We start from the raw sequence: 21,314 nt of genomic DNA, 5'->3' as shown, positions 1-21,314 counted from the left end.
CTAGCGCCCTTGTGCGGAGTCATCTCAGGAGGAATTGGATGAGTCAAGCAGGACTGCGTGCGAATCGCACCAGTGATGTCGAGGCAACCATCTCACATGATTCGGCGGGCCACACGCTGCATCGTGGCCTGACCTGGAAAGACGCTTTTTGGGTGACGAGCGGCGTGCCGGCAGGCGTGCTGTTCACGATCGGCGGCGTATGTGCGACGATCGGCCAGCCCGCGTGGGCGATCTGGATCGCCGCGATCACGATGGGGCTGATTCAAAGCGCGACTTATGCGGAAATATCGGGGCTATTTCCTCATAAATCGGGCGGCGCGTCCGTGTATGGCGCGATCGGTTGGGTTCGTTACAGCAAACTGATTGCCCCGGTTTCCGTGTGGTGCAACTGGCTCGCGTGGTCGCCGATGCTCGCGCTCGGCTGCGGCCTCGCGGCGAGCTATGCGCTCACGAGTCTCTTTCCCGCCGATGCGGCGGTGCTGCACTGGCAGCTCAAGGTTGCGGATCTCGGTTTCATCAAGCCCGGTCTGTCATTGCGGATCAACGCGACGTTCATCATCGCGACGATCCTGCTTCTGATCACGTTCAAGCTGCAGCACAGCGGCGCGTCGAAGGCGGCGCGCACGCAGCGCATTCTCGGCATTGCATCGCTCACACCGCTCTTGATCGTCGGCATCGTGCCGTTCGTCACCGGCGACGTGCCGATGTCGAACCTGCTGCCGCTGTTGCCGCTCGGCCACGACGCGCACGGCAACCTCACGGCCGCGACCTTCGGTTCGTGGAACGGGCAGGGCGTGACGATGGCGCTCGGCGCGATGTTCATGGCAGGCTGGGCGTCGTACGGCTTCGAGACGGCCGTCTGCTATACGCGCGAATTCCGCGATCCGCGGCGCGATACCGCCAAGGCGATCTTCTGGTCGGGTGCGCTGTGTCTGGTCGTGATGACGCTCGTGCCGATGGCGTTCCAGGGCGCGCTCGGCACACAGGCGATGCTCGATCCGTCGATCGGCGACGGCACCGGCGTCGCGGCCGCGATGGCGAAGATCGTCGGCGGCGGCGCATGGGTCGCGAATGCGGTCGTCGTGATGTTGATGCTGTCGATCCTGCTGATCGTGATGACGTCGATGATGGGCTCGTCGCGCACGCTGTACCAGGCGTCGGTCGACGGCTGGCTGCCGAAGTATCTGTCGCACGTGAACGAGCACGGCTCGCCCACCCGCGCGATGTGGACCGACCTCGGCTTCAACCTCGTGTTGCTGATGATGTCGGACTACATGACGGTGCTGTCGATCTCGAACGTCTGCTACATGCTGTTCGTATTCCTGAATCTTCAGTCGGGCTGGATCCACCGGATGGATCGCGGCAACTGGGATCGGCCGTTCCGCTGCCCGACGTGGCTGCTCGTCGGCGGCGCGATCTGCGGCTATGCGAACCTCGTCTACGTCGGCGCGGGCGCGAACCTGCAGGGCGAAGGCACGCTGCGCAACGGGCTGATCGCCATGCTGCTGATCGTGCCGGTGTTCCTGTATCGCCACTACTGGCAGGATCGCGGCCGCTTTCCCGCGCAGATGCAGCGCGACATGGAACTCGAAGTGCCGAAGCGCGCGATGTGGCTGAACCTGATGCCGTATGCGGCGTTGATCGGGGCGGGGCTGACGATCTGGTCGTCGTATTACTTCGCGTGGGTGAAGTGACGCGGTAATGCGTGCGTGTCGCGGCACGCGATGGCTTCGTAGAGCATGCGCGGGGCCGTCGCGCGAAGCGCCGGCACAACACGACGACAAAAGAGGCCCGACCGGTTTGCCGGTCGGGCCTCGTTCGTTTCCGCCGCGTTCCGGCGCGGCTCCGATCGGCTTACGGGAACACCACCGTCCGATCGCCGTTCAAAAACACCCGCCGCTCGATGAACGCCTTCACCGCACGCGCGAGCGTGAGGCTTTCGACGTCACGTCCCACCGCGAGCAATTGCTCGGGCCGCAGCGCATGATCGACACGCTCCACGACCTGCTCGATGATCGGGCCTTCGTCGAGATCGTCGGTCACGAAGTGCGCGGTCGCGCCGATCAGCTTCACGCCGCGCGCATGTGCCTGGTGATACGGCTTCGCGCCCTTGAAGCCGGGCAGGAACGAGTGATGGATGTTGATCGCGCGGTTCGCGAGCTTCGCGCTCGTCTCCTGCGACAGCACCTGCATGTAGCGCGCGAGGATCACGAGCTCGGCGCCGCTCGATTCGAAGAAGTCGAGCCATTGCGCTTCCTGCTGCGCCTTGGTATCGGCCGTGATCGGGAAGTGCCGGAACGGCAGCCCGTGCTGGGCGGCGAGCGGCTCGAAGTCGGGGTGGTTCGACACGATGCCCACGATGTCCATCTTCAGCTCTCCCATCCGCCAGCGGAACAGCAGATCCGCGAGGCAGTGCTCGAGCTTCGACACCATGATCAGCACCTTCGGCCGCGCGTTGACGTCATGGATCGCCCATTGGATGTCGCCATCGTGGCCGCCGAGTCCGGCCGCGATCGGCGCGAATTCCTGACGCAGCGCGTCGATCTGCAGCGTCTCATCCGTCGGATGAAAGACGCAGCGCACGAAGAAGCGGTTGCTGAGATCGTCGTCGAACACGTTCAGCGCATCGACGTAGCAGCGATGGCGGTCGAGAAAGCCGACGACGGCGGCGACCTGGCCTGCCGCGCTCGGGCACGACAGTGTCAGGACGAATTGATCGGGGCGGTGCTCGGCGGTCATGAGACTCCTCGGATGGCAGGGGCGCACGGCCGCGCGGCGGCGCACGAAGGCGCCGCGCCGCGCGGGTAGCGGGAGGCTCAAGTAAATCAGGACGATATCGGCGCGGATAGAACCAACGCGCCGTGTGGCTGGTATCGGTGCGCCAGCGGGCCGGAGGCGGGGCCGCGGCGGGCGCGCTGCCTCAGGCCGCCGCGCACGCGTCGAGCAGCCAGCGCCGGAACACGTGGGTCGCATCCGGCTCCGGCCGCTGCGGCGGGCGCACCAGGAAGTAGCCGCGCGGCGTGACGACGGGCGCGTCGACCAGCTTCACGAGCTGGCCGGTCCCGACGAGTTCGTCGACGAGCGGCGACCAGCCGAGCGCGACGCCTTCACCGAGCAGCGCCGCATGGATCACGAGCGCATAGCTGTTGAAGGTCACGCCGCGGGCGGCGGGCGGCGGCTCGAGCCCGTGCGCGTCGAACCAGCCCGACCATGACAGCCAGCGCTCGGGGCGCGTCGGCTGCACGTGCAGCAGCGGCAGCGCGAGCAGGTGCTCGGGCCGTGCGACGTCCGGGTGCGCGTCGCGGAACGCGGGCGAGCAGACGGGCGTGACGGATTCCGGAAACAGCCGCGCGGCCGTGCACGACGGCCAGTGGCCGTCGCCGAACAGGATCGCGATGTCGCCGTGGTCGCGCTGCGCGTCGTAGTCCTGTGACGTGACGACGCGTACGTCGACGTCCGGCATCACGCGCTTGAGCCCGGCCAGGCGCGGCATCAGCCAGTAGGTCGCGAAACCGAAATCGGTGACGATCGTGAGCGCGCCGTGCTCGCGGCGCGCGCGCAGCGTCGCGGTCGCGCCGCGCAGCGTGTCGAGGCTGAGCCGCACGGCTTCGTACAGGCACTGGCCGTCGGTCGTCAGCGTGACGCCGCGCGGGCTGCGTTCGAACAGCGGCACGCCGAGTTCGGCTTCGAGCTGATACACCTGCTGGCTCACGGCCGGCTGCGTCGAGCCGAGCTCGCGCGCGGCGGCCGTGAAGCTCGCGAGCCGGGCGGCCGATTCGAACGCGCGCAGCGCCTGCATCGACGGTAACGGTTCGGATTTCGACATAAGTCCCTCTAATGGCCCCATAAGGGCCGGACGCCTACCCGCGCGAATTCGGGCGGGCGATAGTGCAGCGGACGGTACGGCACATGCACTTCGCGCACAGCCGCGCAACGCACTCCCCGATTCTAGCCAGCACGGCCTCCGTGCGCGGCAGTTTCTGCGGACCGCCTCCGTCATGCCGGACGTCTCGCTGCCCGGGCGACGAGCCGTTCCATTCGAACACCGCTTTCCCCACGACCGCCGATGACGAACCCGACACCCAACATCCTGATCCTGATGGCCGACCAGCTCACGCCGTTCGCGCTGCCGGCGTACGGCAACCGCGTGGCCCGCACGCCGACGCTCGACCGGCTCGCCGCCGAAGGCGTGGTGTTCGACGCCGCGTACTGCGCGAGCCCGCTGTGCGCACCGTCGCGCTTCTCGCTGCTGACCGGCAAGCTGCCGTCGGGAATCGGCGCCTACGATAACGCCGCCGAATTGCCCGCGCAAACGCTGACGTTCGCGCACTACCTGCGCGCGGGCGGCTACCGGACGATGCTGTCCGGCAAGATGCATTTCTGCGGCCCCGACCAGTTGCACGGCTTCGAGGAACGCCTCACGACCGACATCTATCCGGCCGATTTCGGCTGGGTGCCGGACTGGGACCAACCGGCCGAGCGGCCGAGCTGGTATCACAACATGAGCTCGGTGCTCGACGCCGGCCCGTGCGTGCGTACGAATCAACTCGACTTCGACGACGAAGTGACGTTCGCGGCGAAGCAGAAGCTGTACGACGTCGCGCGCGAGCGCGCGGCCGGCCGCGATGCGCGGCCGTTCTGCATGGTCGTGTCGCTGACCCATCCGCACGATCCGTATGCGATCACGCGCGAATACTGGGATCGCTACGACGACGACGAGATCGACATGCCGGCCGTGCGGCTCGATGCGGCCGAAAGCGATCCGCATTCGCAGCGGCTGCGTTTCGTCTGCGAGAACGATCGCACGCCACCGACCGACGCGCAGATCCGCGCCGCACGCCGCGCGTATTATGGCGCGACGTCCTACGTGGACACGCAGTTCGGCAGCGTGCTGGCCGCGCTCGAGCAATGCGGGTTCGCCGACGACACGATCGTGATCGTCACGTCCGACCACGGCGACATGCTCGGCGAGCGCGGGCTCTGGTACAAGATGACGTTTTTCGAAGGCGGCTGCCGCGTGCCGCTGATCGTCCACGCGCCGGGCCGCTTCGACGCCGCGCGCGTGCGCGGGCCCGTGTCGCACGTCGACCTGCTGCCGACGCTCGTCGAGCTGGCCGGCGCCGCGCCCGCCAGCGGCTGGCCGGACCCGGTCGACGGCGCGAGCCTCGTGGCGCACCTGAACGGCACGCCCGCGCACGATGTCGCGCTCGGCGAATACCTCGCGGAAGGCGCGCTCGCACCGATCGTGATGATCCGCCGCGGCGACTGGAAATACGTGCATTGCCCGGCCGACCCCGATCAGCTTTACAACCTGTCGGACGACCCGCACGAACTGACGAACCTCGCCGGGCGGCCGGAAGCCGCCGACGTGCTCGCCGCGTTCCGCGCGGAGGCCGCGCAGCGCTGGAACCTGCCCGAACTGGACCGGCAGGTGCGCGCGAGCCAGCGGCGCCGGCGCTTCCATTACGCGGCGACGACGCAGGGCCGCATTCAGGCGTGGGACTGGCAGCCGTTCACCGACGCGAGCCAGCGCTACATGCGCAATCACATCGAACTCGACACGCTCGAGGCGATGGCGCGTTTTCCGCGCGTCGGGCGCTGAACGCACCGCATCGCGATCACTGAAGAACGACGGAGGAAGCGAACCATGAAACGGCAATGCAATGCAGCAATCCGAAGAATCGGCGCGGCGCTCGCTGCCGCCGCCGCGTGCGGGGTGGCGACGCAGCCTGCGTATGCCGCCGATCCGCAGACGTGCAGCGAAGTCAAGATGGCGGCGCCCGGCTGGACCGACATCGACGCGACGAATGCGATGGCGGGGGTCGTGCTGAAGGCGCTCGGCTACCGGCAGGACGTGGCGAACCTGTCGGTGCCGATCACGTACCAGGGGTTGAAGAAAGGGCAGGTCGACGTGTTCCTCGGCAACTGGATGCCCGCGCAGGCGCCGCTCGTGAAGCCGTTCGTCGACGAGAAATCGATCGACGTGCTGCACGCGAACCTGAGCGGCGCGAAATTCACGCTCGCGGTGCCCGACTACGTGGCCGCCGCCGGCGTGCATACGTTCGCCGATCTCGCGCGCTACGCGGACCGCTTCGGCGGCAAGATCTACGGGATCGAGCCCGGCGCGCCCGCGAATCAGAACATCAAGCGGATGCTGTCCGACCACGCGCTCGGGTCCGCGAACTGGTCGCTCGTCGAATCGAGCGAGACGGGCATGCTCACGCAGGTCGAGCGGGCGGTGCGCGACAAGCGCTGGATCGTGTTTCTCGCGTGGGAGCCACATCTGATGAACACGAAGTTTCATCTGACGTATCTGTCGGGCGGCGATGCGTATTTCGGCCCGAACTACGGCGGCGCGACGGTCAACACGGTCACGCGTGCCGGGTTCGCCGGCCAGTGCACGAACCTCGCGCGGCTGTTCCGGCAGATGACGTTCTCGGTCGACGTCGAGAACCGGATGATCGCCGACATGCTCGACCGCAAGACGTCGCCCGCGCTCGCGGCGCAGCATGCGCTGAAGGCCGAGCCCGCGCTGGTCGCCGCGTGGCTCGACGGCGTGACGACGGCGGCCGGCGCGCCGGGCCTGCCGGCCGTGCGCGCGGCCCTCGACGGTCATTGATTTTCCCTCTCCGGGCGGCCGGTTTTTACCGTGCCGCTCGTCTACGTGTTTTCCCGACCCGTCGCATCGTGACCATTTAGTGTCGCCTACAGACGGGTGACGCGAAATATGGGTTTGTATTTTTCGCCAATGGCTGCGTTATTGCGGAAAACGAAATACCGGAGCCAGCAGACGTACCGAATTCGAATCAGCCGGCGTATCGCGGCACGCGCCAGGCCACGGTTCTTTCCATCGAACGGTTCAGGGAGGGTGGTCGACAATGAAGCAAAAGAAAGTCGCCGTAGCCGCCGCGCTCGCATGCGCGGCCTGTATTCCCGCCATCGGACACGCGCAGAGCAGCGTGACGCTGTACGGGATTCTCGACGCCGGCATCACGTACGTGAACAACACGGGCGGTTCGCACGTGGTCAAGTTCGACGACGGCGTCGCCTACGGAAACCGCTTCGGCCTCAAGGGCACCGAAGACCTGGGCGGCGGCCTGAAGGCCGTGTTCGCGCTCGAGAGCGGCTTCCACCTCGGCAACGGGCAACTCGGCTTCGGCGGCGCCGAATTCGGCCGGCAGGCGTATGTGGGCCTGCAGAACGACTGGGGCACGCTGTCGTTCGGCAACCAGCTCGACATCACGAACGAACTCGTGTCGATCTACAACATTTCGGCGTGGGGCAGCGGCTATGCGATCCACCAGGGCGACTTCGACCGCTTCAACGGCGACCGTCTGCCGAATTCGGTGAAGTTTCTGTCGAGCGACATGAGCGGCTTCAAGTTCGGCGCGATGTATTCGTTCGGCAACGTCGCGGGCAACTTCCATCGCAACAGCGCATGGAGCGCGGGCGCGAGCTTCACGAAGGGCGACTTCTCGATCGGCGCCGCGTACACGCGCCTGAACAATCCGAACGGCATCTATGCGTTCGACCCGTACGCGATGATCGGCACGCATACGTTCCTCGGCCAGCAGACCGTCACGGTCGATCCGGCGACCGGCGCGCGCACCGACCTGTTCGCGAACACGCCGATGAGCGTCGACAGCCAGGGCACGTTCGGCATCGGCACGAGCTACACGATCGGCAAGCTGACGCTCGACGCCAACTACTCGTACACGACGATCAAGGGCTTCGGCCAGTCGTCGCACATGCAGGTGTACGAAGGCGGCGGCCTGTACCAGTTCACGCCGGCGCTGAGCTTCATCGCGGGCTACCAGCACACGCGCTTCGAGGGCCATCACTGGAACCAGGGCACGGCGGGCCTGCATTACCTGTTGTCGAAGCGCACGGACGTGTACATCTCCGGCGACTACCTGCGCGCGTCGCAGGGCGTCGATGCGGTGATCGGCTACAGCTTCACGCCGTCGACGACGCAGACGCAGGCCGACGTGCGGATCGGGATGCGGCATTCGTTCTGAGCGGAGTGGCGGGTTGGTGTGACGTCTTCAGCGAGGTCTCTCTTTGGCGCGAACCGCGGTTCGCGCTTTTTTTTTGTGCGATGCGCCGGCTCGACGGCTCGTGGCCGGCGTCGGGCCGGTTTTCGGCGATTGGCATATCATCGCGGTTTGGCCGCGTCCGCACCGTTGCCGCGCGCACCCGCGTGCGTCGTCGTTTCCCGAATGGTTGCGGTGCGCACCGCCAGCCGCCGAGACCCCGATGACCACCTCCGTGCCCGATTCCAGTCCGTTATCCCCGTTACCCGTCAACCTGTTCCGCCACGCGCCGTTCCGGCGTTTCTGGGGCACGCGCGTGATGTCGTCGCTGGCCTTCCAGATCCTGTCGGTCGCGATCGGCTGGTACGTGTATGCGCTCACGCACAGCGCGTTCGCGCTCGGCCTGGTCGGCCTCGCGCAGTTCGTGCCAATGTTCGCGCTGACGCTGGTCGTCGGGCAGGTGGCCGACCGCTACGACCGCCGGCGCATCGCGACGATCTGTCAGAGCGTCGAGGCACTGGCCGCCGGCGTGTTCCTGCTCGGCGCGGCGCAAGGGTGGCTGGCCGCGCCGGCCGTGTATGCGCTCGCGGCGATCGTCGGCACGGCCCGCGCGTTCGAGTCGCCGTCGGTGTCGTCGCTGTTGCCGGCCGTCGTGCCGCGCACCGATTTGCCGCGGGCGACCGCGCTGTCGACGTCCGCCAACCAGGCCGCGCAGATTCTCGGTCCCGCGTTCGGCGGGTTGCTCTATGGTGTCGGCGCACCCGTCGCGTTCGGCACGAGCGTGGCGGCCTTCGCGATCGCGGCGATGCTGAGCGGCACGATTCCGCTGCGCAGCGCGCCACCCGCCCGCGAGCCGGTCACGCTGCGCTCGGTGTTTTCGGGCATCGCGTTCATCCGGCGCGAGCCGGCGATCCTCGGTGCGCTGTCGCTGGATCTGTTCGCCGTGCTGTTCGGCGGCGCGACCGCACTGCTGCCGATCTACGCGCGCGACATCCTGCAGGTCGGCCCGTGGGGGCTCGGCGCATTGCGCGCGGCGCCGGCGGTCGGCGCGCTCGCGGGCACGCTGTGGCTCACGCGTTTCCCGTTGAAGGGCCGGCCGGGCCGCGCGATGTTCGGCGGCGTGATCGCGTTCGGCATCGCGACGATCGTGTTCGGGTTGTCGCGGCACTTCGCGTTGTCGCTCGTGGCGCTGGCCGCGCTCGGCGCGTCGGACGTGATCAGCGTCGTCGTGCGCCTGTCGCTCGTGCAACTGCGCACGCCCGACGACATGCTCGGCCGTGTGAGCGCGGTCAACGCGTTGTTCATCGGCACGTCGAACCAGCTTGGCGAATTCGAATCCGGCGTGACGGCCGCGTGGTGGGGCGCGCCGGCCGCGATCGTCGTCGGCGGCGCGGCGACGATCGCCGTCGCGCTCGCGTGGATGCGGCTGTTTCCGCAGCTCACGAACATGAAGTCGCTCGAACGCGACGCGTGACGCGCATCACACGTCAAGCATCCTGCGTGACGCGCACGGCCGTACCGTAGCAGATGACTTCGGTTACGCCCGACCCGATCTCGGTCGAGTCGTAGCGCATCGCGACGACCGCGTTCGCGCCGAGCTTGCGCGCGTCGTCGAGCATCTTGTCGAACGCGTGCTGGCGCGCTTTTTCGCACAGCGACGTATAGAGCGTGATGTTGCCGCCGAAGATCGTCTGCAGCGACGCGCCGAACGAGCCGACGATCGAGCGCGAGCGCACGACGATGCCCTGTGCGACGCCGAGCGAGCGAACGGTCGTATGGCCGGGGAGGTCGAAGGCGGTCGTGACGCGGGCAGGCGACAGGTCGTCGATGGAGCGGGTGGGTTCGGTCATGGTATGAAAGCGCGTAGCGAATGGTCGAACGACGATTCTAGCCGGACGGCGAAAAGGTATTCGAACGGGCGTGCCCATGCAGGTGAACGCCCGTTTCGCCGCCAACGTGCGAGCCGCTCGACACGGAACGTTCAGCGCTTGACCGTCGCGCCGGCAATGCCGCCGAGGTCGACCGCATAGGCCAGCGCGAGCTTGCCGAACTTCAGCGCATGGTTCGCTTGTCGATCCGAGTTTTCCAGCGTGTCGTTCGCCGTGTGGATGTACGGGCTGTCGTTCTGGTCGGCCTCGAACGGGAACGATGCCGGATACCCCTGCGCATTCCACGACGCGTGATCCGAGCATGCATACCCACACTGCGATGTGCCGATCGCAAGCTCGGGCAGGTAGGTCTTAGCCAGGTTCGTCAAGTAGGTGTTCTGCGCCGCGTTCGTGTAGTCGGTGATCAGGTAGATGTCCTTCGGATCGCCCTTGTAGTTCGTCATGTCGAGCTGCAGCACGCCGACCACGTTCGCATTCTGCGTGCGGAACTGCTTCGCGATCGCCTTCGAGCCGAGCAACCCGGCTTCCTCGGCCGCATATCCGACGAACTTGATCGTCCGTTTCGGCCGGTAGCCGTTCGCGAGCAGCACGCGTAGCGCCTCGGTCAGGCTGGCGATGCCCGACGCATCGTCGTCGGCGCCCGGCGAGCGCGTGTTTTCCGTCGTGCGGCCCACGGTCGAATCGAGGTGGCCGCCGAGCACGACGGTGCCTGCGGCCGGATCGCTGCCGCGGATCGTCAGGATCACGGATTTCTGCGGAAAGCCCGTGTGCGCGAATTGTTCGACGGCGATGTCGGCGCGCGAAGCCGCCAGCTGCTTCCACTGCAACGCGAGCCAGTCGGATGCGGCGACGCCGTGCGACGTCGTGTAGTAGCGGTTCGTGAAACCCGACAGCGACGTGATCGTGCCGACGATGTTGCTGGCCTGCAGTTGCTGGACCCATGTGCCGATCTGCGGCACGTTCGACACCGTGTACGCGGGGGCAGCGGCCTGTTTCGCGAGCGTCACAGGCAACGGCTGGAGCGCCTGCCGTGCGTCGTCGAACGAGTCGTGCACGACGTAGCCGGGCCCGTGGCCGCGCGTGCGGTGAACTGCGCGGGCCAGCTCGCCAAGCCGGGAATCGTCGATCTCGACGACGTGAACGGTTTCGCGACGCGCGGCGCCGTCGGCCGCCTTGCCGGCTTCGACGGTCGTGCTGTATTGCGCGGTTGCGGTCGCGTCGATACGTTGAAGCTGGCGGAACGCGGTGTCGCCGAGCGTGATCCAGACGGGCGCCGCGTGCGCGGCGGCGGTCAACAGCATGCCGCCCAGCGCGGCACTCAGGCGGGTCGATTTCAGAGTAGGCATGTTCGATCTCGTGAGGATGGCGATGTCGATGAAGGGAGCGCGCCGCAGATCGTGCGATGCGCTCCCGCCTGCTGCGGGCGTTACGACTTCTGCGGGACGGTCACGCCGTACGTGCAGCTCTTGTTGTACGCGTTGCCGATCGCGGCGAGCTGCGCGCTGCTGTAGCCGAGCGCGGATGCGGCCGTCAGCACGGCTTGCGCAGCGGCCTTCTGGTTGGTCGAGCTGTTGGTCATCGACAGCCCCTTCAGGAACGCCTTGTCCATCGCCTGCGCGCCGATCGCATCGCGTGCCACGAGGTTGCACGACGCCCAGTACTGGCCGGCCGTGTGGATCTCCGCGCCGCGCGCCTGCGCATAGGTGCGCCCGACGTTCCAGTTGGTCACGCGGCCGCCCCAGAACTCGTTGTGGCCGTCCCAGTTGTAGACCCAGTGATACTGCGCATCCGACGGGCTCCATTGGTTGAAGTCGCGGCTGTACGCGGCGGCGAGATAGTCGCCGGTGCCTTCCGACAAGCCTTCCTGTTGCGACAGGCCGCCGTTGGTGACCCAGTCGTGGATGCCGTGGCCGAGCTCGTGGATCACGACGTCCGCGTCTTCCGCGTCGTCGACGCCGCCTTGCCCGAAGGTCAGCCGGCCGCTGCTCGACGAGTACGACGAGTTGTCGTCGCCCGATTCGCCGTGCGGGTCGTACTGCACGCCACCCGTGTACTGGTACGGCAGCGCCTTGATGCCGAGCGTCTGGTTCACGTAACGCAGGAACGTGTCGATGTGGTAGTACGCGTTCACGGCCTCGAAATACAGGTTGCCGCGCGTGAATTCGAACGCGGGCGTGGATTGCGACGGGCAGGCCTTGTCGAGCGGCGCATCGAAATCGACGCACGCCGCGTACGGGCCCGTCAGCGTGTAGCGCGTGCCCGACTGCGCGAGGTCCTTCAGCGTCACGCGTACGCGCGCGGCCGTGAGCTGCGTCGAATCCGCGTCGTTGCCGTCCTTGTAGCCCGTGCTGCCGTAGCTGCTCTTCGTCGGCGACAGCGGATCGGGGCGGAACACGAAGCCGGTGCCGTCGGTCGCGTAGAACGCCTTGTCCTCGGCGCGTAGCACTTCGCCGCTGCCCGAATCGATCAGCAGTTCCCAGTCGCCTTTCGGGCCATCCTGCGGGCGGCCGCGCACCTTCCACGCGGTGTGCGTGCCGGCCTTGTCGACGAACGCGACGAGTTGCGCATCGAGATGCGTGAAGCCGCTCGCGCCGAGATACGCGCGGGCGCGGTCGAATGCCTGCTGCTGGTCGACGGCCTGCGACTTGCGCGTCGTCGCGACCACGCCGTTGATCGTGTTGCTCGCGACGTACAGGATGCGGCCGTCCTTCGCGACGGTCACCGCGATGTCGCTGCCGTACACGGGCAAGCCGGCCGCCTGCTGCTGCAGGCGCACGACGGTGAAGTCGGCGTCGTCGCGTTCCGATGTGACGACGAGGCTCGCGAGCGCGGTGGCGTCGAGCCCGAGCTGCGCCGCTTGCGACGCGACGAAGTCGCGCGCGGTGGCGGCGGGTGTCGCGGCGGCTTTCTTGACGCGATAGGCCGGGTTGTACAGCGTGACGGCGACGCCGTCCGCGCGGAATTGCCCGGCGGCCGTGTCGGCCTTCGCGGCCGGCGGCGCGACGCCGCGCGTCAGGCTTTCGCGCAGGCTCGCGGCCTGAGGATTCGGCGCTTTCGTATCGGCCAGGGTGCCGCCGACGATGCCGAAACCGAGCACGAGACCCAGGGCGAGCGGCAATGCTTTGCGTGATGTCTGCATACGTGATCCTCATCTCAACGGTTGGACACGCCCGCGCGCTCGTGGCGAGCAGGCACGACACGGCCCGCGCGCCGGTTCGATGGAACCGGTGCGGCAAAGCGGTGTTGGGGGTATCGACTGACTAAGGATCCCTAACTGTAAGGTCGAAAAGAAACGGGCAGGAGAGGCGGACGAGAAGCGAACGGCAGGCAGGTGCGGCGACGGCGAATCGAGCATCGTCATGTCATACCCCTCGGATCGATATTGGATATCGGTTGGCAGCCTGCGTGACCCGACGTCCGTCGAGATCGACGATCGGGTCGTTAGGCTATCTATCTAACTTTGTTTGGTATGTTACAGAATATTTTCAACGACATTCCAGATTATTTTCGACGACCGCTTCGGTTCGTCGACCAGTCGCCGGCATTGTTCAACGAACGGCGGGAAACGCTGCCGGAACGCGTAATACCGCGCCGGATTGTGATCAAAAGCCGAGACGGTCAGCGCGTCGGCCGCCGGTCGCTGCGGGGGCTCATCCCGAATCGCGCGCGATAGGTGCGCGAAAAATGCGACGGCGATTCGAAGCCGCACGCGACGCACACCGACGTGATGCTCATGTCGGTCTGTTGCAGCAGTTCGCGTGCGCGATCGAGGCGCAGGTTCAGATAGAAGCGCGTCGGCGTGTCGTTCAGCATCGCGCTGAACAGCCGTTCGAGCTGGCGCCGCGTGATCGACACTTCCTGCGCGAGCGCGTCGGAGCCGAGCGGGTTGTCCATGTGTCGCTGCATCGTGCCGATCACTTGGATCAGCTTGCGGTTGTGCACGCCGTAGCGCGCGGCGATCTCGAGCCGCTGGCTGTCCGAGCGCTGCCGGATGCGGCTGACGACGAACTGCTCGGAGATCGCCGCCGCGAGGTCGGCGCCGTGCCGGCGGCCGATCAGGTCGAGCATCATGTCGATCGACGCGGTGCCGCCCGCGCACGTGATGCGCCGCTCGTCGATCTCGAACAGCTCCTGCGTCGCGTTCAGGCCTGGATAGCGCTCGCGGAACGCCGCCAGCGCTTCCCAATGCAGCGTGAGCGGCTGCGACGCGTCGAACAGCCCGGCTTCCGCGAGCACGAAGCTGCCCGTATCGATGCCGCCGAGCGTGGCGCCATGCCGGTGCTGGCGGCGCAGCCAGTCGCCGAGCGTGCGCGTGTAGCACACGAGCGGATCGAAGCCCGCGACGACGAACACCGTATCGACCTGCGGGACGTCCGCGCACGCGGCTTCGGCGGCGACCGGAATGCCGTTGCTCGCGGCCACGGGTGCGCCGTCCGCGCTGATCACGTGCCAGCGATACAGCTCGGTGCGAAAGCGGTTCGCGACGCGCAGCGGCTCGACCGCGGACATGAAGCCGAGCGCGGAGAAGCCGGGTAGCAACAGGAAGTGGAAATCCTCGGGCATCGGGGTGTGGGGTGCAAGCAGGTAGTCGGTACGAGCCGTGCGTCGCGACGAGCGGGCCGGCGCGGGCCGCGCCCGATTCGCGGGCGCCGAACGTTCAAGCCGGGATTATCGCGGGTTTTGCCGGCGCTCAACGCGTTTTTGCACGATGCACCGTCCGGCGCGCCGTCGTCGACGGCAATTCGCCGAACTGGGCCTTGTACGCGTTCGCGAAATGCCCGAGATGAATGAAGCCCCAGCGTGCAGCCGCTTCGCTGATCGGCAGGTCGGCGTGGCGCGTGTCGAGCAGCAGGCGCCGCACCTGCGCGAGGCGCAGCGAGCGCGTGTAGTTGAGCGGCGTCGTCTGTACGACCGACTGAAAGCTGTTCTGCATCGTGCGCCGGCTGACGCGCAGTTGCGTGCACAGGCTCAGGATGTCGACGGGCGCTTCCGGGTGCTCGATCACGTAGTCGTGCACGCGGCGCACGATGTCGGCGTGGCATGCGTGCGTGAGCCGGTGCTGCGGCTCGGGTATCCGGTAGGTCATGAGATCGACCAGCACGTTGCCGACGTCGGCGCGCATCGCGCGCTGCACGCGTGCAGCGTCGAACGTATCGGGCGCCGCCAGTACGCGTTCGAGCAGCGTGGCGAGGTGCACGCTCGCGCGCTCGCGCGCGGCGACCGGCACCTCGACCACGCCGCGTCGCAGCGCGCGTGCGTCCAGCCGGACGCCGGCGGCATCTTCGATCTGCTGCATCAACTCGGGTTCGACGACCACGCCGATCAGCGACATGTCGTCGGGCGAATGGAGTTCGAACGGTACGCCGCCGCGCGCCACCACGATCGTACCGGGCTCGACGCGCGCATTGCCGAAGGCGAAGGCGCCCGAGCCGGCGAGCGGCATCCCGAATACCGTATGGCCGGGCGGCAAGCATCCGCGCTGGATGATGCGCACGTTCGCCGTTTCCTGGAACAGTTGCACGCCGTCGAGCACCGCGTGTTTGACCACGCTGCGATACGAGCCGGCCCCGATCTGGTCGTAACGCTGATCCCAGCCGCGCAGCGCCTCGGCATGCCGGTCTGCGTCGTCGAACCTCTGATGTAACACACGCATGGCGCCTCCGGCGATCGTTCGGACCGCGCAAGACTAAACCGACCGGGCGGTCGGCGCAATACGGGGGAGCGCTATTCCGCGCGCGTGCTTCCGAGGGTCGGAAGGCGCACTGCCGCGCGGCTTTCACGCGCATTTCCGATATCCCGAATCGGCACGCACGCGTTGCCGGTCCGGGTGCTGGGCGGGTTTATTGTCGAACTACAGTCGCTCCACATCACGTGAACCCCCACTGGAGGCGGCATGAGGACAAGGCGACGAACCGCGGCGCTCGCGGCGACGCTGGCGTTGGCGGCGGCATGGGCCGGCGGCGCGAACGCGGCGGAAAAACCCGAAGAACTGGTCGTGCAGAAGATGCCGCCGTGGCATCCGCACACGCTCTACATCGTCGACATCTCGATGCCGTCGATGACCGACGGGCGCATCTACGTATACGACGCCGATGCGAAGAAGCTGCTCGGCCAGATCGACGGCGGTTTCGCTCCCGGCTTCGCGATCTCGCCCGACCGCAAGACCAGCTTCGTCGCGACGACCTACTTCTCGCGCGGCTCGCACGGCGCGCGCACCGACGTCGTCGAGATGATCGACAACGCGACGCTCGATCACGCGGGCGAAATCGTGATCCCGGCGAAGCACGCGCAGCACGTGCCGTCACCGTACAACACAGCGTTCAGCGCCGACGGCAAGCGGCTGTACGTCGCGAACATCACGCCGGCCGCATCGGTGACGGTGATCGACGCCGTCTCGAAGCGGGTGCTGTCGGAGATCGACATGGCCGCGTGCGTGCTCGCGTATCCGTCGGGCAACGACCGTTTCACCGCGCTGTGCGAAAGCGGCAAGGCGCTGACCGTCACGCTCGATGCGAACGGCAAGGAAACGAAGCGCACGATGTCGGACGCGTTCATCGACGTCGACAAGGATCCGGCGTTCGTGAACGCGTCGCGGTACGGGGGCGACTATCTGTTCACCACCTACGGCGGATACGTGCGCAGCGCCGATTTCAGCGGCGACAAGCCGGCATTCGGCAAACCGTGGCCGCTGCTGACGGACGCCGAGCGCGCGGAAGGCTGGCGCCCGGGCGGCATGCAGCAGACGGCCGTGCACGCGAAGCAGAACCGGTACTACGTGCTGATGCACAAGGGCACCGACGGCTCGCACAAGGATCCCGGCACGCAGGTGTGGGTGTACGACCTGAAGTCGAAGCAGCGCGTCGCGCGCTGGGATCTCGCGCAGCAGAAGGTCGATCCGCTCGTGTCGATCCAGGTCAGCGAGGACGACAAGCCGCTGTTCTACGGGCTGACGGCAACCTCCGACCTCGTCGTGATGGATGCGCGCACCGGCGCGCTGCGGCACGTCGAGAAGCAGATCGGCAATACGTCGTCGCTGCTCGTCAACCCGTGAGGCCGCGATGACCCTCGATCCCGTACTCGCCACCAGCGCGCAGGCCGGCGCGGCCGCCGTCGTGCTGCTCGGCGCCTTCGCGAAGATGCGCCGGCCCGCCGCGTTCCGCCAGGCGCTCGCCGGCTACCGGCTACTGCCCGATGCGCTGAGCGCGCCCGTCGCGTTCGCGATTCCGTTGGCCGAAGCGATCGGCGCCGCGGCGCTGCTGTTTCCCGATACGCGCACGGCCGGCGCGATCGCGCTGATCGCGCTCTTCCTGGCGTTCGCGGCCGGCCTCGCGATCAACCTGCTGCGCGGCCACACCGACATCGACTGCGGCTGTTCCGGTTTCACCGCCGCCCGTGCGGATGCACCGCGCGGCATCGGCTGGCTGCATGTCGGCCGCGTGCTGCTGCTCGTCGCGCTGGCCGCGACCGCGTTCGTCGAGCCGGGCACGCGCGCCGTGGTGTGGCTCGACTACCTGACGCTGTTCTTTTCCGTGCTGCTGATCGTTTGCGCGCTGCTCACCGTCGACGTGCTGCTCGCCAACGTCCCGCGCCTTGCCCACCTGAGGAATTCATGATGCAAACCGCTCTCACCGTTTCCACCGCCCTGTTGTGGGTGGCCGTCCTCGCGCTCGGCGCGATCTGCCTCGCACTGGTGCGCCAGATCGGCATCCTGTACGAACGCATCATGCCGGCCGGCGCGCTGATGATCGACAAGGGGCCGGCGGTCGGCGCGATCGCGCCGACGTTCGAACTGACCGACATTCGCGGCTCGCACGTGAAGGTCGGCGGCATCGACGCATCGGGCAAGGCGACGCTGCTGTTCTTCCTGTCGCCGACGTGCCCGGTCTGCAAGAAGCTGTTGCCGCTGCTCCCGTCGCTGCAGGCCAGCGAGGCGACGCCGGTGAACATCGTGCTCGCGAGCGACGGCGATGCCGACGAACACGCGCGCTTCGCGCGAAAGCACGACCTCGGGCGCTTCCCGTACGTGCTGTCGCAGGAGCTCGGCCTCGCGTATCAGATCGGCAAGCTGCCGTATGCGGTGCTGCTCGACGAAACGGGCACGGTGCGCGCGAAGGGGCTCGTCAACACGCGCGAGCATCTCGAGAGCCTGTTCGAGGCGAAGGAGCGCGGCGTCGCGTCGCTGCAGCAGTACGTGCACGGCGACCCCGGCCGCGATGCCCACGACGGGCACGCGCAGCACGCATGACCGGCCGAACCTTTTTCAACGTCATTGGAGAACGACGACATGGGCGTGTTTGATTCATGGTTCGAGCGGTCGGCGCGCGGCGTCGCGCAGCACAGTTCGCGGCGCAGCGCGATGGCGAAACTCGGCAAGGTGCTGGTGGGGTCGGCGCTGCTGCCGCTGCTGCCTGTGGACCGCACCGCGTATGCGGCCGACGCGGCATCCGGCGCGTCGGGCGCATCCGGTGCTGCGGCATCGGGGGCAAGCGACGACCCGACGAGCTGCGACTACTGGAAATACTGCGCGATCGACGGCTGGCTTTGCAGTTGCTGCGGCGGCACGTCGAGCAGTTGCCCGCCGGGTACGACGCCTTCGCCGATCACGTGGATCGGCACCTGCCGCAATCCGCACGACGGTTCGGACTACATCGTTTCGTATAACGATTGCTGCGGAAAAACGTCGTGCGGCAAGTGCTTCTGCAATCGCAACGAGCGCGAGAAGCCGCTGTACAAGCTGTCGCTGAACAACGACATCAACTGGTGCATGGCGAACGGTAATTCGAATTACCACTGTTCGGTTTCGGTTCTGCTGGGAGCGGCAAAACAATGAGCGTGAAGCAGGCGGGAAAAATCGTCGTTGCGTGCATGACGGCCATGGCGGCCATCGCGTTGCCCGGCGCGGCCGGTGCACAGGACACCGTGCGTTACCCGGCCGGGAAAGGTTTGTTCGACACGCAGTGCGCGGTATGTCACCAGGCGGGCGGGAAAGGGCAGGACGGCCTTGCGCCGCCGCTGACCGAGTATCCGGGCAAGTACGCGGCGGCGGAAGCCGGGCGTGCGCAGTTGATCGCGACGCTGCTGCACGGGATGTTCGGCGAGATCGAAGTGCACGACAAGCGCTACAACTTCAAGATGCCGTCGTTCGCGAGCGCGAGCGACGACGACATCGCGCACGTGCTCAACTACGTCGTGTTCGACCTCAACGCGCAGCATGGCGACGCGAAGCCGTTCACGGCGGCCGATATCCGTGCGGCGCGCGCGAAGCCGATGGACGGCGCGGCCGTGCATGCGCAGCGCGCGGCGGTGATCAAGGGGCTCGGCCTGTGAACGGCGCTTGCGCGCCGTCGTCGCGGTTCGGCGGCCTGTCGCGTCGGCTGTCGTCCCGGCTGCTCCTGGCGGGTGCCGCGGCTTGCGCGTTTGCCGGGCCCGCGCATGCGGACGGCACAGCCGATGCGGCGCTGGCACGACAGCATTGGGTGCTCAACTGCATGGGCTGCCACACGGCGACGGGCGGCGGCATTCCCGGCAAGGTGCCGCCGCTCGCGAACTCGCTCGGCTATTTCACGCATCTGCCGGCCGGGCGCGAGTACGTGATGCGCGTGCCCGGCGCGTCGAACTCGGCGCTGTCGGATCGGGAGCTGGCCGACGTGCTGAACTGGCTGCTCACGACGACGAACCGCGATGCGCTGCCACGCGACTTCAAACCGTATACGGCCGCCGAAGTTGCCGCGCACCGCCGTCCCGCGCTGTCGGACGTCGCGACCGTGCGCGCCGGCCTCGTCCGCGCGTTGCAGGCGCGCGGGATCGACGGCGTCGCGGATCGCTACTGACCGACTGACTCAACGAATCAGGAAAACGTGAACATGGAGACGAACCAAACCTTTCCGCTGCTCGACGCAACCCGCGCGTTTCTCGCGAAGCCGAAGAAGATGCTGATCGGCGCCGAGTGGAGCGACGCCGCGTCGGACCGCCGGATCGAGGTCGTGAACCCGGCCGACGGTACCGTGCTCGCTCGCGTGCCCGAAGCGGACGAACGCGACGTGCAGCAGGCCGTCGCCGCCGCGCGCCGTGCATTCGATGCGGGCCCGTGGCGCAGCGCGAAGACCACCGATCGCGAGCGCCTGATGCTGGTGCTCGCCGAGCTGATCGAAGCCAACGCGCGCGAGCTCGCCGAAATCGAATCGCTCGACAACGGCAAGCCGGTGACGGTCGCGCAAGGGCTCGACGTCGCGATGGCCGCGCAGTGCTTTCGCTACATGGCCGGCTGGGCGACGAAGATCGAAGGCAGCGTGATCGACGCCGGCGTGCCGTACCTGCCGGACAGCGAGATCTTCGCCTATACGCGCAAGGAACCCGTCGGCGTGGTCGGCGCGATCATTCCGTGGAATTTCCCGCTGCTGATGGCCGCATGGAAAATCGCACCGGCGCTCGCGACCGGCTGCACCGTCGTGCTGAAGCCTGCCGAAGACACGCCGCTGAGCGCGTTGCGGCTCGGCGAGCTGATCCAGGCGGCCGGGTTCCCGGACGGCGTCGTCAATATCGTCACCGGCTACGGTCATACGGCCGGCGCGGCGCTGTCGCGCGATCCGCGCATCGACAAGATCGCATTTACCGGGTCGACGCTAACGGGCAAGACGATCGGCCACGCGGCGCTCGACAACATGACGCGGATGTCGCTGGAACTCGGCGGCAAGTCGCCGGTGATCGTGCTGCCCGACGTCGATCTCGACAAGGCCGCGCTGGGCGTCGCGAACGCGATCTTCTTCAACCAGGGGCAGGTGTGCACGGCCGGTTCGCGCGCGTATATCCATTCGAAAGTGTTCGACGGCGTGATCGAGCGCGTCGCGAAGATCGCGGCGAGCCTGAAGATCGGCCCGGGGATGGATCCGTCGACGCAGATCGGGCCGCTCGTGTCGGCGAAGCAGCGCGAGCGCGTGTGCGGGTACATCGACTCGGGGTTCGGCGAGGGCGCGCGCGCCGCCGCCGGCGGCCGCGCGATCGAGGGCCCCGGCTTCTTCGTCGAACCGACGGTGCTGGTCGATACGACGCAGGCGATGCGCGTGGTGCGCGAGGAGATCTTCGGGCCGGTGCTCGTCGCGATGCCGTTCGACGATCTCGATACGGCCGTGCGGCTCGCGAACGATACGCCGTATGGCCTCGGCGCGAGCATCTGGTCGAACGATCTTGCGGCGATTCACAAGCTGGTGCAGCGGATTGCGGCGGGCACCGTGTGGGTCAACTGCCACTCGCTGCTCGACAACGCATTGCCGTTCGGCGGAATGAAGCAGTCGGGCTTCGGCCGCGAACTCGGCCGCGCGGTGATCGACCAGTACATGGAAAGCAAGTCGGTGATGATGAACTACGCGTGAGCGTCGCGGCGAGTGCGTGCGTT

General features: G+C 67.3%; 19 protein-coding genes. 12 read left to right on the top strand and 7 right to left on the bottom strand.

The features are described from left to right. The first annotated feature begins 38 nt into the window (after nt 1–38). Nucleotides 39–1,694, top strand: coding sequence for an APC family permease (locus WS89_RS10530; protein WP_059790840.1), 1,656 nt, complete (start codon nt 39–41; stop codon nt 1,692–1,694). Between the two features lie 160 nt (nt 1,695–1,854). Here the strand turns inward: WS89_RS10530 and purU are convergent, their stop codons facing one another. Next, entirely contained in the window at nt 1,855–2,739 is an 885-nt protein-coding gene (gene purU, locus WS89_RS10525) for a formyltetrahydrofolate deformylase (RefSeq protein WP_059502312.1), read from the bottom strand. 181 nt (nt 2,740–2,920) lie between these two features. Next, entirely contained in the window at nt 2,921–3,826 is a 906-nt protein-coding gene (locus tag WS89_RS10520) for a choline sulfate utilization transcriptional regulator (RefSeq protein ID WP_059790838.1), read from the bottom strand. 240 nt (nt 3,827–4,066) lie between these two features. Between WS89_RS10520 and betC the strand changes: the two genes are divergently transcribed. The 4 genes from betC to WS89_RS10500 all read left to right on the top strand — a co-directional run bounded on the left by betC (nt 4,067) and on the right by WS89_RS10500 (nt 9,507). Beyond that, nucleotides 4,067–5,602, top strand: coding sequence for a choline-sulfatase (gene betC / locus WS89_RS10515; protein WP_059790837.1), 1,536 nt, complete (start codon nt 4,067–4,069; stop codon nt 5,600–5,602). A gap of 45 nt (nt 5,603–5,647) precedes the next feature. Then, entirely contained in the window at nt 5,648–6,619 is a 972-nt protein-coding gene (choX, locus tag WS89_RS10510; protein ID WP_059790835.1) for a choline ABC transporter substrate-binding protein, read from the top strand. 259 nt (nt 6,620–6,878) lie between these two features. Next, nucleotides 6,879–8,018 carry a porin gene (locus WS89_RS10505; RefSeq protein ID WP_059502320.1) on the top strand — a complete coding sequence of 380 codons (1,140 nt, stop codon included), beginning with the start codon at nt 6,879–6,881 and terminating at the stop codon, nt 8,016–8,018. A 238-nt stretch (nt 8,019–8,256) separates the two neighbouring features. Continuing rightward, a complete protein-coding gene (locus tag WS89_RS10500; RefSeq protein WP_059790893.1) occupies nt 8,257–9,507 on the top strand; it encodes an MFS transporter in 1,251 nt (416 codons plus the stop codon). A gap of 13 nt (nt 9,508–9,520) precedes the next feature. Here WS89_RS10500 and WS89_RS10495 read toward each other — a convergent pair whose 3' ends face one another. The 5 genes from WS89_RS10495 to WS89_RS10475 form a co-directional block, all read right to left on the bottom strand. Continuing rightward, on the bottom strand, nt 9,521–9,883 hold the full coding sequence (locus tag WS89_RS10495) for a YbjQ family protein (RefSeq protein WP_059502322.1): 363 nt from the start codon (nt 9,881–9,883) through the stop codon (nt 9,521–9,523). A 131-nt stretch (nt 9,884–10,014) separates the two neighbouring features. Beyond that, entirely contained in the window at nt 10,015–11,268 is a 1,254-nt protein-coding gene (locus WS89_RS10490; protein WP_059790834.1) for a M20/M25/M40 family metallo-hydrolase, read from the bottom strand. An 80-nt stretch (nt 11,269–11,348) separates the two neighbouring features. Then, nucleotides 11,349–13,061 (bottom strand): M36 family metallopeptidase, encoded by a 1,713-nt coding sequence (locus WS89_RS10485; RefSeq protein ID WP_059790832.1) that lies wholly within the window; start codon nt 13,059–13,061, stop codon nt 11,349–11,351. A gap of 479 nt (nt 13,062–13,540) precedes the next feature. Next, entirely contained in the window at nt 13,541–14,485 is a 945-nt protein-coding gene (locus WS89_RS10480; protein ID WP_059502328.1) for a GlxA family transcriptional regulator, read from the bottom strand. Between the two features lie 127 nt (nt 14,486–14,612). Then, nucleotides 14,613–15,575, bottom strand: a complete 963-nt coding sequence (locus tag WS89_RS10475; protein ID WP_059502330.1) for a helix-turn-helix domain-containing protein — start codon at nt 15,573–15,575, stop codon at nt 14,613–14,615. 240 nt (nt 15,576–15,815) lie between these two features. Between WS89_RS10475 and WS89_RS10470 the strand changes: the two genes are divergently transcribed. From WS89_RS10470 to WS89_RS10440, 7 genes are read left to right on the top strand one after another with little or no spacing between them, the layout of a single operon-like run. Continuing rightward, a complete protein-coding gene (locus WS89_RS10470; protein WP_059790830.1) occupies nt 15,816–16,973 on the top strand; it encodes an amine dehydrogenase large subunit in 1,158 nt (385 codons plus the stop codon). 7 nt (nt 16,974–16,980) lie between these two features. Then, nucleotides 16,981–17,535 carry a MauE/DoxX family redox-associated membrane protein gene (locus WS89_RS10465; RefSeq protein WP_059790828.1) on the top strand — a complete coding sequence of 185 codons (555 nt, stop codon included), beginning with the start codon at nt 16,981–16,983 and terminating at the stop codon, nt 17,533–17,535. Continuing rightward, on the top strand, nt 17,532–18,167 hold the full coding sequence (mauD, locus tag WS89_RS10460; RefSeq protein ID WP_059502335.1) for a methylamine dehydrogenase accessory protein MauD: 636 nt from the start codon (nt 17,532–17,534) through the stop codon (nt 18,165–18,167). The genes WS89_RS10465 and mauD overlap by 4 nt, the downstream gene beginning before the upstream one ends. A gap of 39 nt (nt 18,168–18,206) precedes the next feature. After that, the gene (locus WS89_RS10455; protein ID WP_059502337.1) at nt 18,207–18,752 is read left to right on the top strand and encodes a methylamine dehydrogenase light chain; all 546 of its coding nucleotides are present in this window, start codon (nt 18,207–18,209) and stop codon (nt 18,750–18,752) included. Further along, the gene (locus WS89_RS10450) at nt 18,749–19,249 is read left to right on the top strand and encodes a c-type cytochrome (RefSeq protein WP_059790826.1); all 501 of its coding nucleotides are present in this window, start codon (nt 18,749–18,751) and stop codon (nt 19,247–19,249) included. Before WS89_RS10455 ends, WS89_RS10450 begins: the two co-directional genes overlap by 4 nt. Beyond that, nucleotides 19,246–19,752: a c-type cytochrome gene (locus tag WS89_RS10445; RefSeq protein WP_059790824.1), complete on the top strand. Its 507-nt coding sequence runs from the start codon at nt 19,246–19,248 to the stop codon at nt 19,750–19,752. The genes WS89_RS10450 and WS89_RS10445 overlap by 4 nt, the downstream gene beginning before the upstream one ends. A 33-nt stretch (nt 19,753–19,785) precedes the next feature. Then, on the top strand, nt 19,786–21,291 hold the full coding sequence (locus WS89_RS10440) for an aldehyde dehydrogenase family protein (protein WP_059790822.1): 1,506 nt from the start codon (nt 19,786–19,788) through the stop codon (nt 21,289–21,291). Nucleotides 21,292–21,314: the final 23 nt, after the last annotated feature.

The sequence above is a fragment of the Burkholderia sp. MSMB1072 genome (assembly GCF_001524725.1).
Lineage (GTDB): Bacteria > Pseudomonadota > Gammaproteobacteria > Burkholderiales > Burkholderiaceae > Burkholderia.
The sequence above is the reverse complement of the archived record's forward strand: the minus strand, read 5'-3'. Positions and strand labels throughout refer to the sequence as shown.

Coding starts and splice junctions, on each gene's coding strand:
- WS89_RS10530 (WP_059790840.1), top strand. CDS start 39: ATGAGTCAAGCAGGACTGCGTGCGAATCGCACCAGTGATGTCGAGGCA.
- purU (WP_059502312.1), bottom strand. CDS start 2,739: ATGACCGCCGAGCACCGCCCCGATCAATTCGTCCTGACACTGTCGTGC.
- WS89_RS10520 (WP_059790838.1), bottom strand. CDS start 3,826: ATGTCGAAATCCGAACCGTTACCGTCGATGCAGGCGCTGCGCGCGTTC.
- betC (WP_059790837.1), top strand. CDS start 4,067: ATGACGAACCCGACACCCAACATCCTGATCCTGATGGCCGACCAGCTC.
- choX (WP_059790835.1), top strand. CDS start 5,648: ATGAAACGGCAATGCAATGCAGCAATCCGAAGAATCGGCGCGGCGCTC.
- WS89_RS10505 (WP_059502320.1), top strand. CDS start 6,879: ATGAAGCAAAAGAAAGTCGCCGTAGCCGCCGCGCTCGCATGCGCGGCC.
- WS89_RS10500 (WP_059790893.1), top strand. CDS start 8,257: ATGACCACCTCCGTGCCCGATTCCAGTCCGTTATCCCCGTTACCCGTC.
- WS89_RS10495 (WP_059502322.1), bottom strand. CDS start 9,883: ATGACCGAACCCACCCGCTCCATCGACGACCTGTCGCCTGCCCGCGTC.
- WS89_RS10490 (WP_059790834.1), bottom strand. CDS start 11,268: ATGCCTACTCTGAAATCGACCCGCCTGAGTGCCGCGCTGGGCGGCATG.
- WS89_RS10485 (WP_059790832.1), bottom strand. CDS start 13,061: ATGCAGACATCACGCAAAGCATTGCCGCTCGCCCTGGGTCTCGTGCTC.
- WS89_RS10480 (WP_059502328.1), bottom strand. CDS start 14,485: ATGCCCGAGGATTTCCACTTCCTGTTGCTACCCGGCTTCTCCGCGCTC.
- WS89_RS10475 (WP_059502330.1), bottom strand. CDS start 15,575: ATGCGTGTGTTACATCAGAGGTTCGACGACGCAGACCGGCATGCCGAG.
- WS89_RS10470 (WP_059790830.1), top strand. CDS start 15,816: ATGAGGACAAGGCGACGAACCGCGGCGCTCGCGGCGACGCTGGCGTTG.
- WS89_RS10465 (WP_059790828.1), top strand. CDS start 16,981: ATGACCCTCGATCCCGTACTCGCCACCAGCGCGCAGGCCGGCGCGGCC.
- mauD (WP_059502335.1), top strand. CDS start 17,532: ATGATGCAAACCGCTCTCACCGTTTCCACCGCCCTGTTGTGGGTGGCC.
- WS89_RS10455 (WP_059502337.1), top strand. CDS start 18,207: ATGGGCGTGTTTGATTCATGGTTCGAGCGGTCGGCGCGCGGCGTCGCG.
- WS89_RS10450 (WP_059790826.1), top strand. CDS start 18,749: ATGAGCGTGAAGCAGGCGGGAAAAATCGTCGTTGCGTGCATGACGGCC.
- WS89_RS10440 (WP_059790822.1), top strand. CDS start 19,786: ATGGAGACGAACCAAACCTTTCCGCTGCTCGACGCAACCCGCGCGTTT.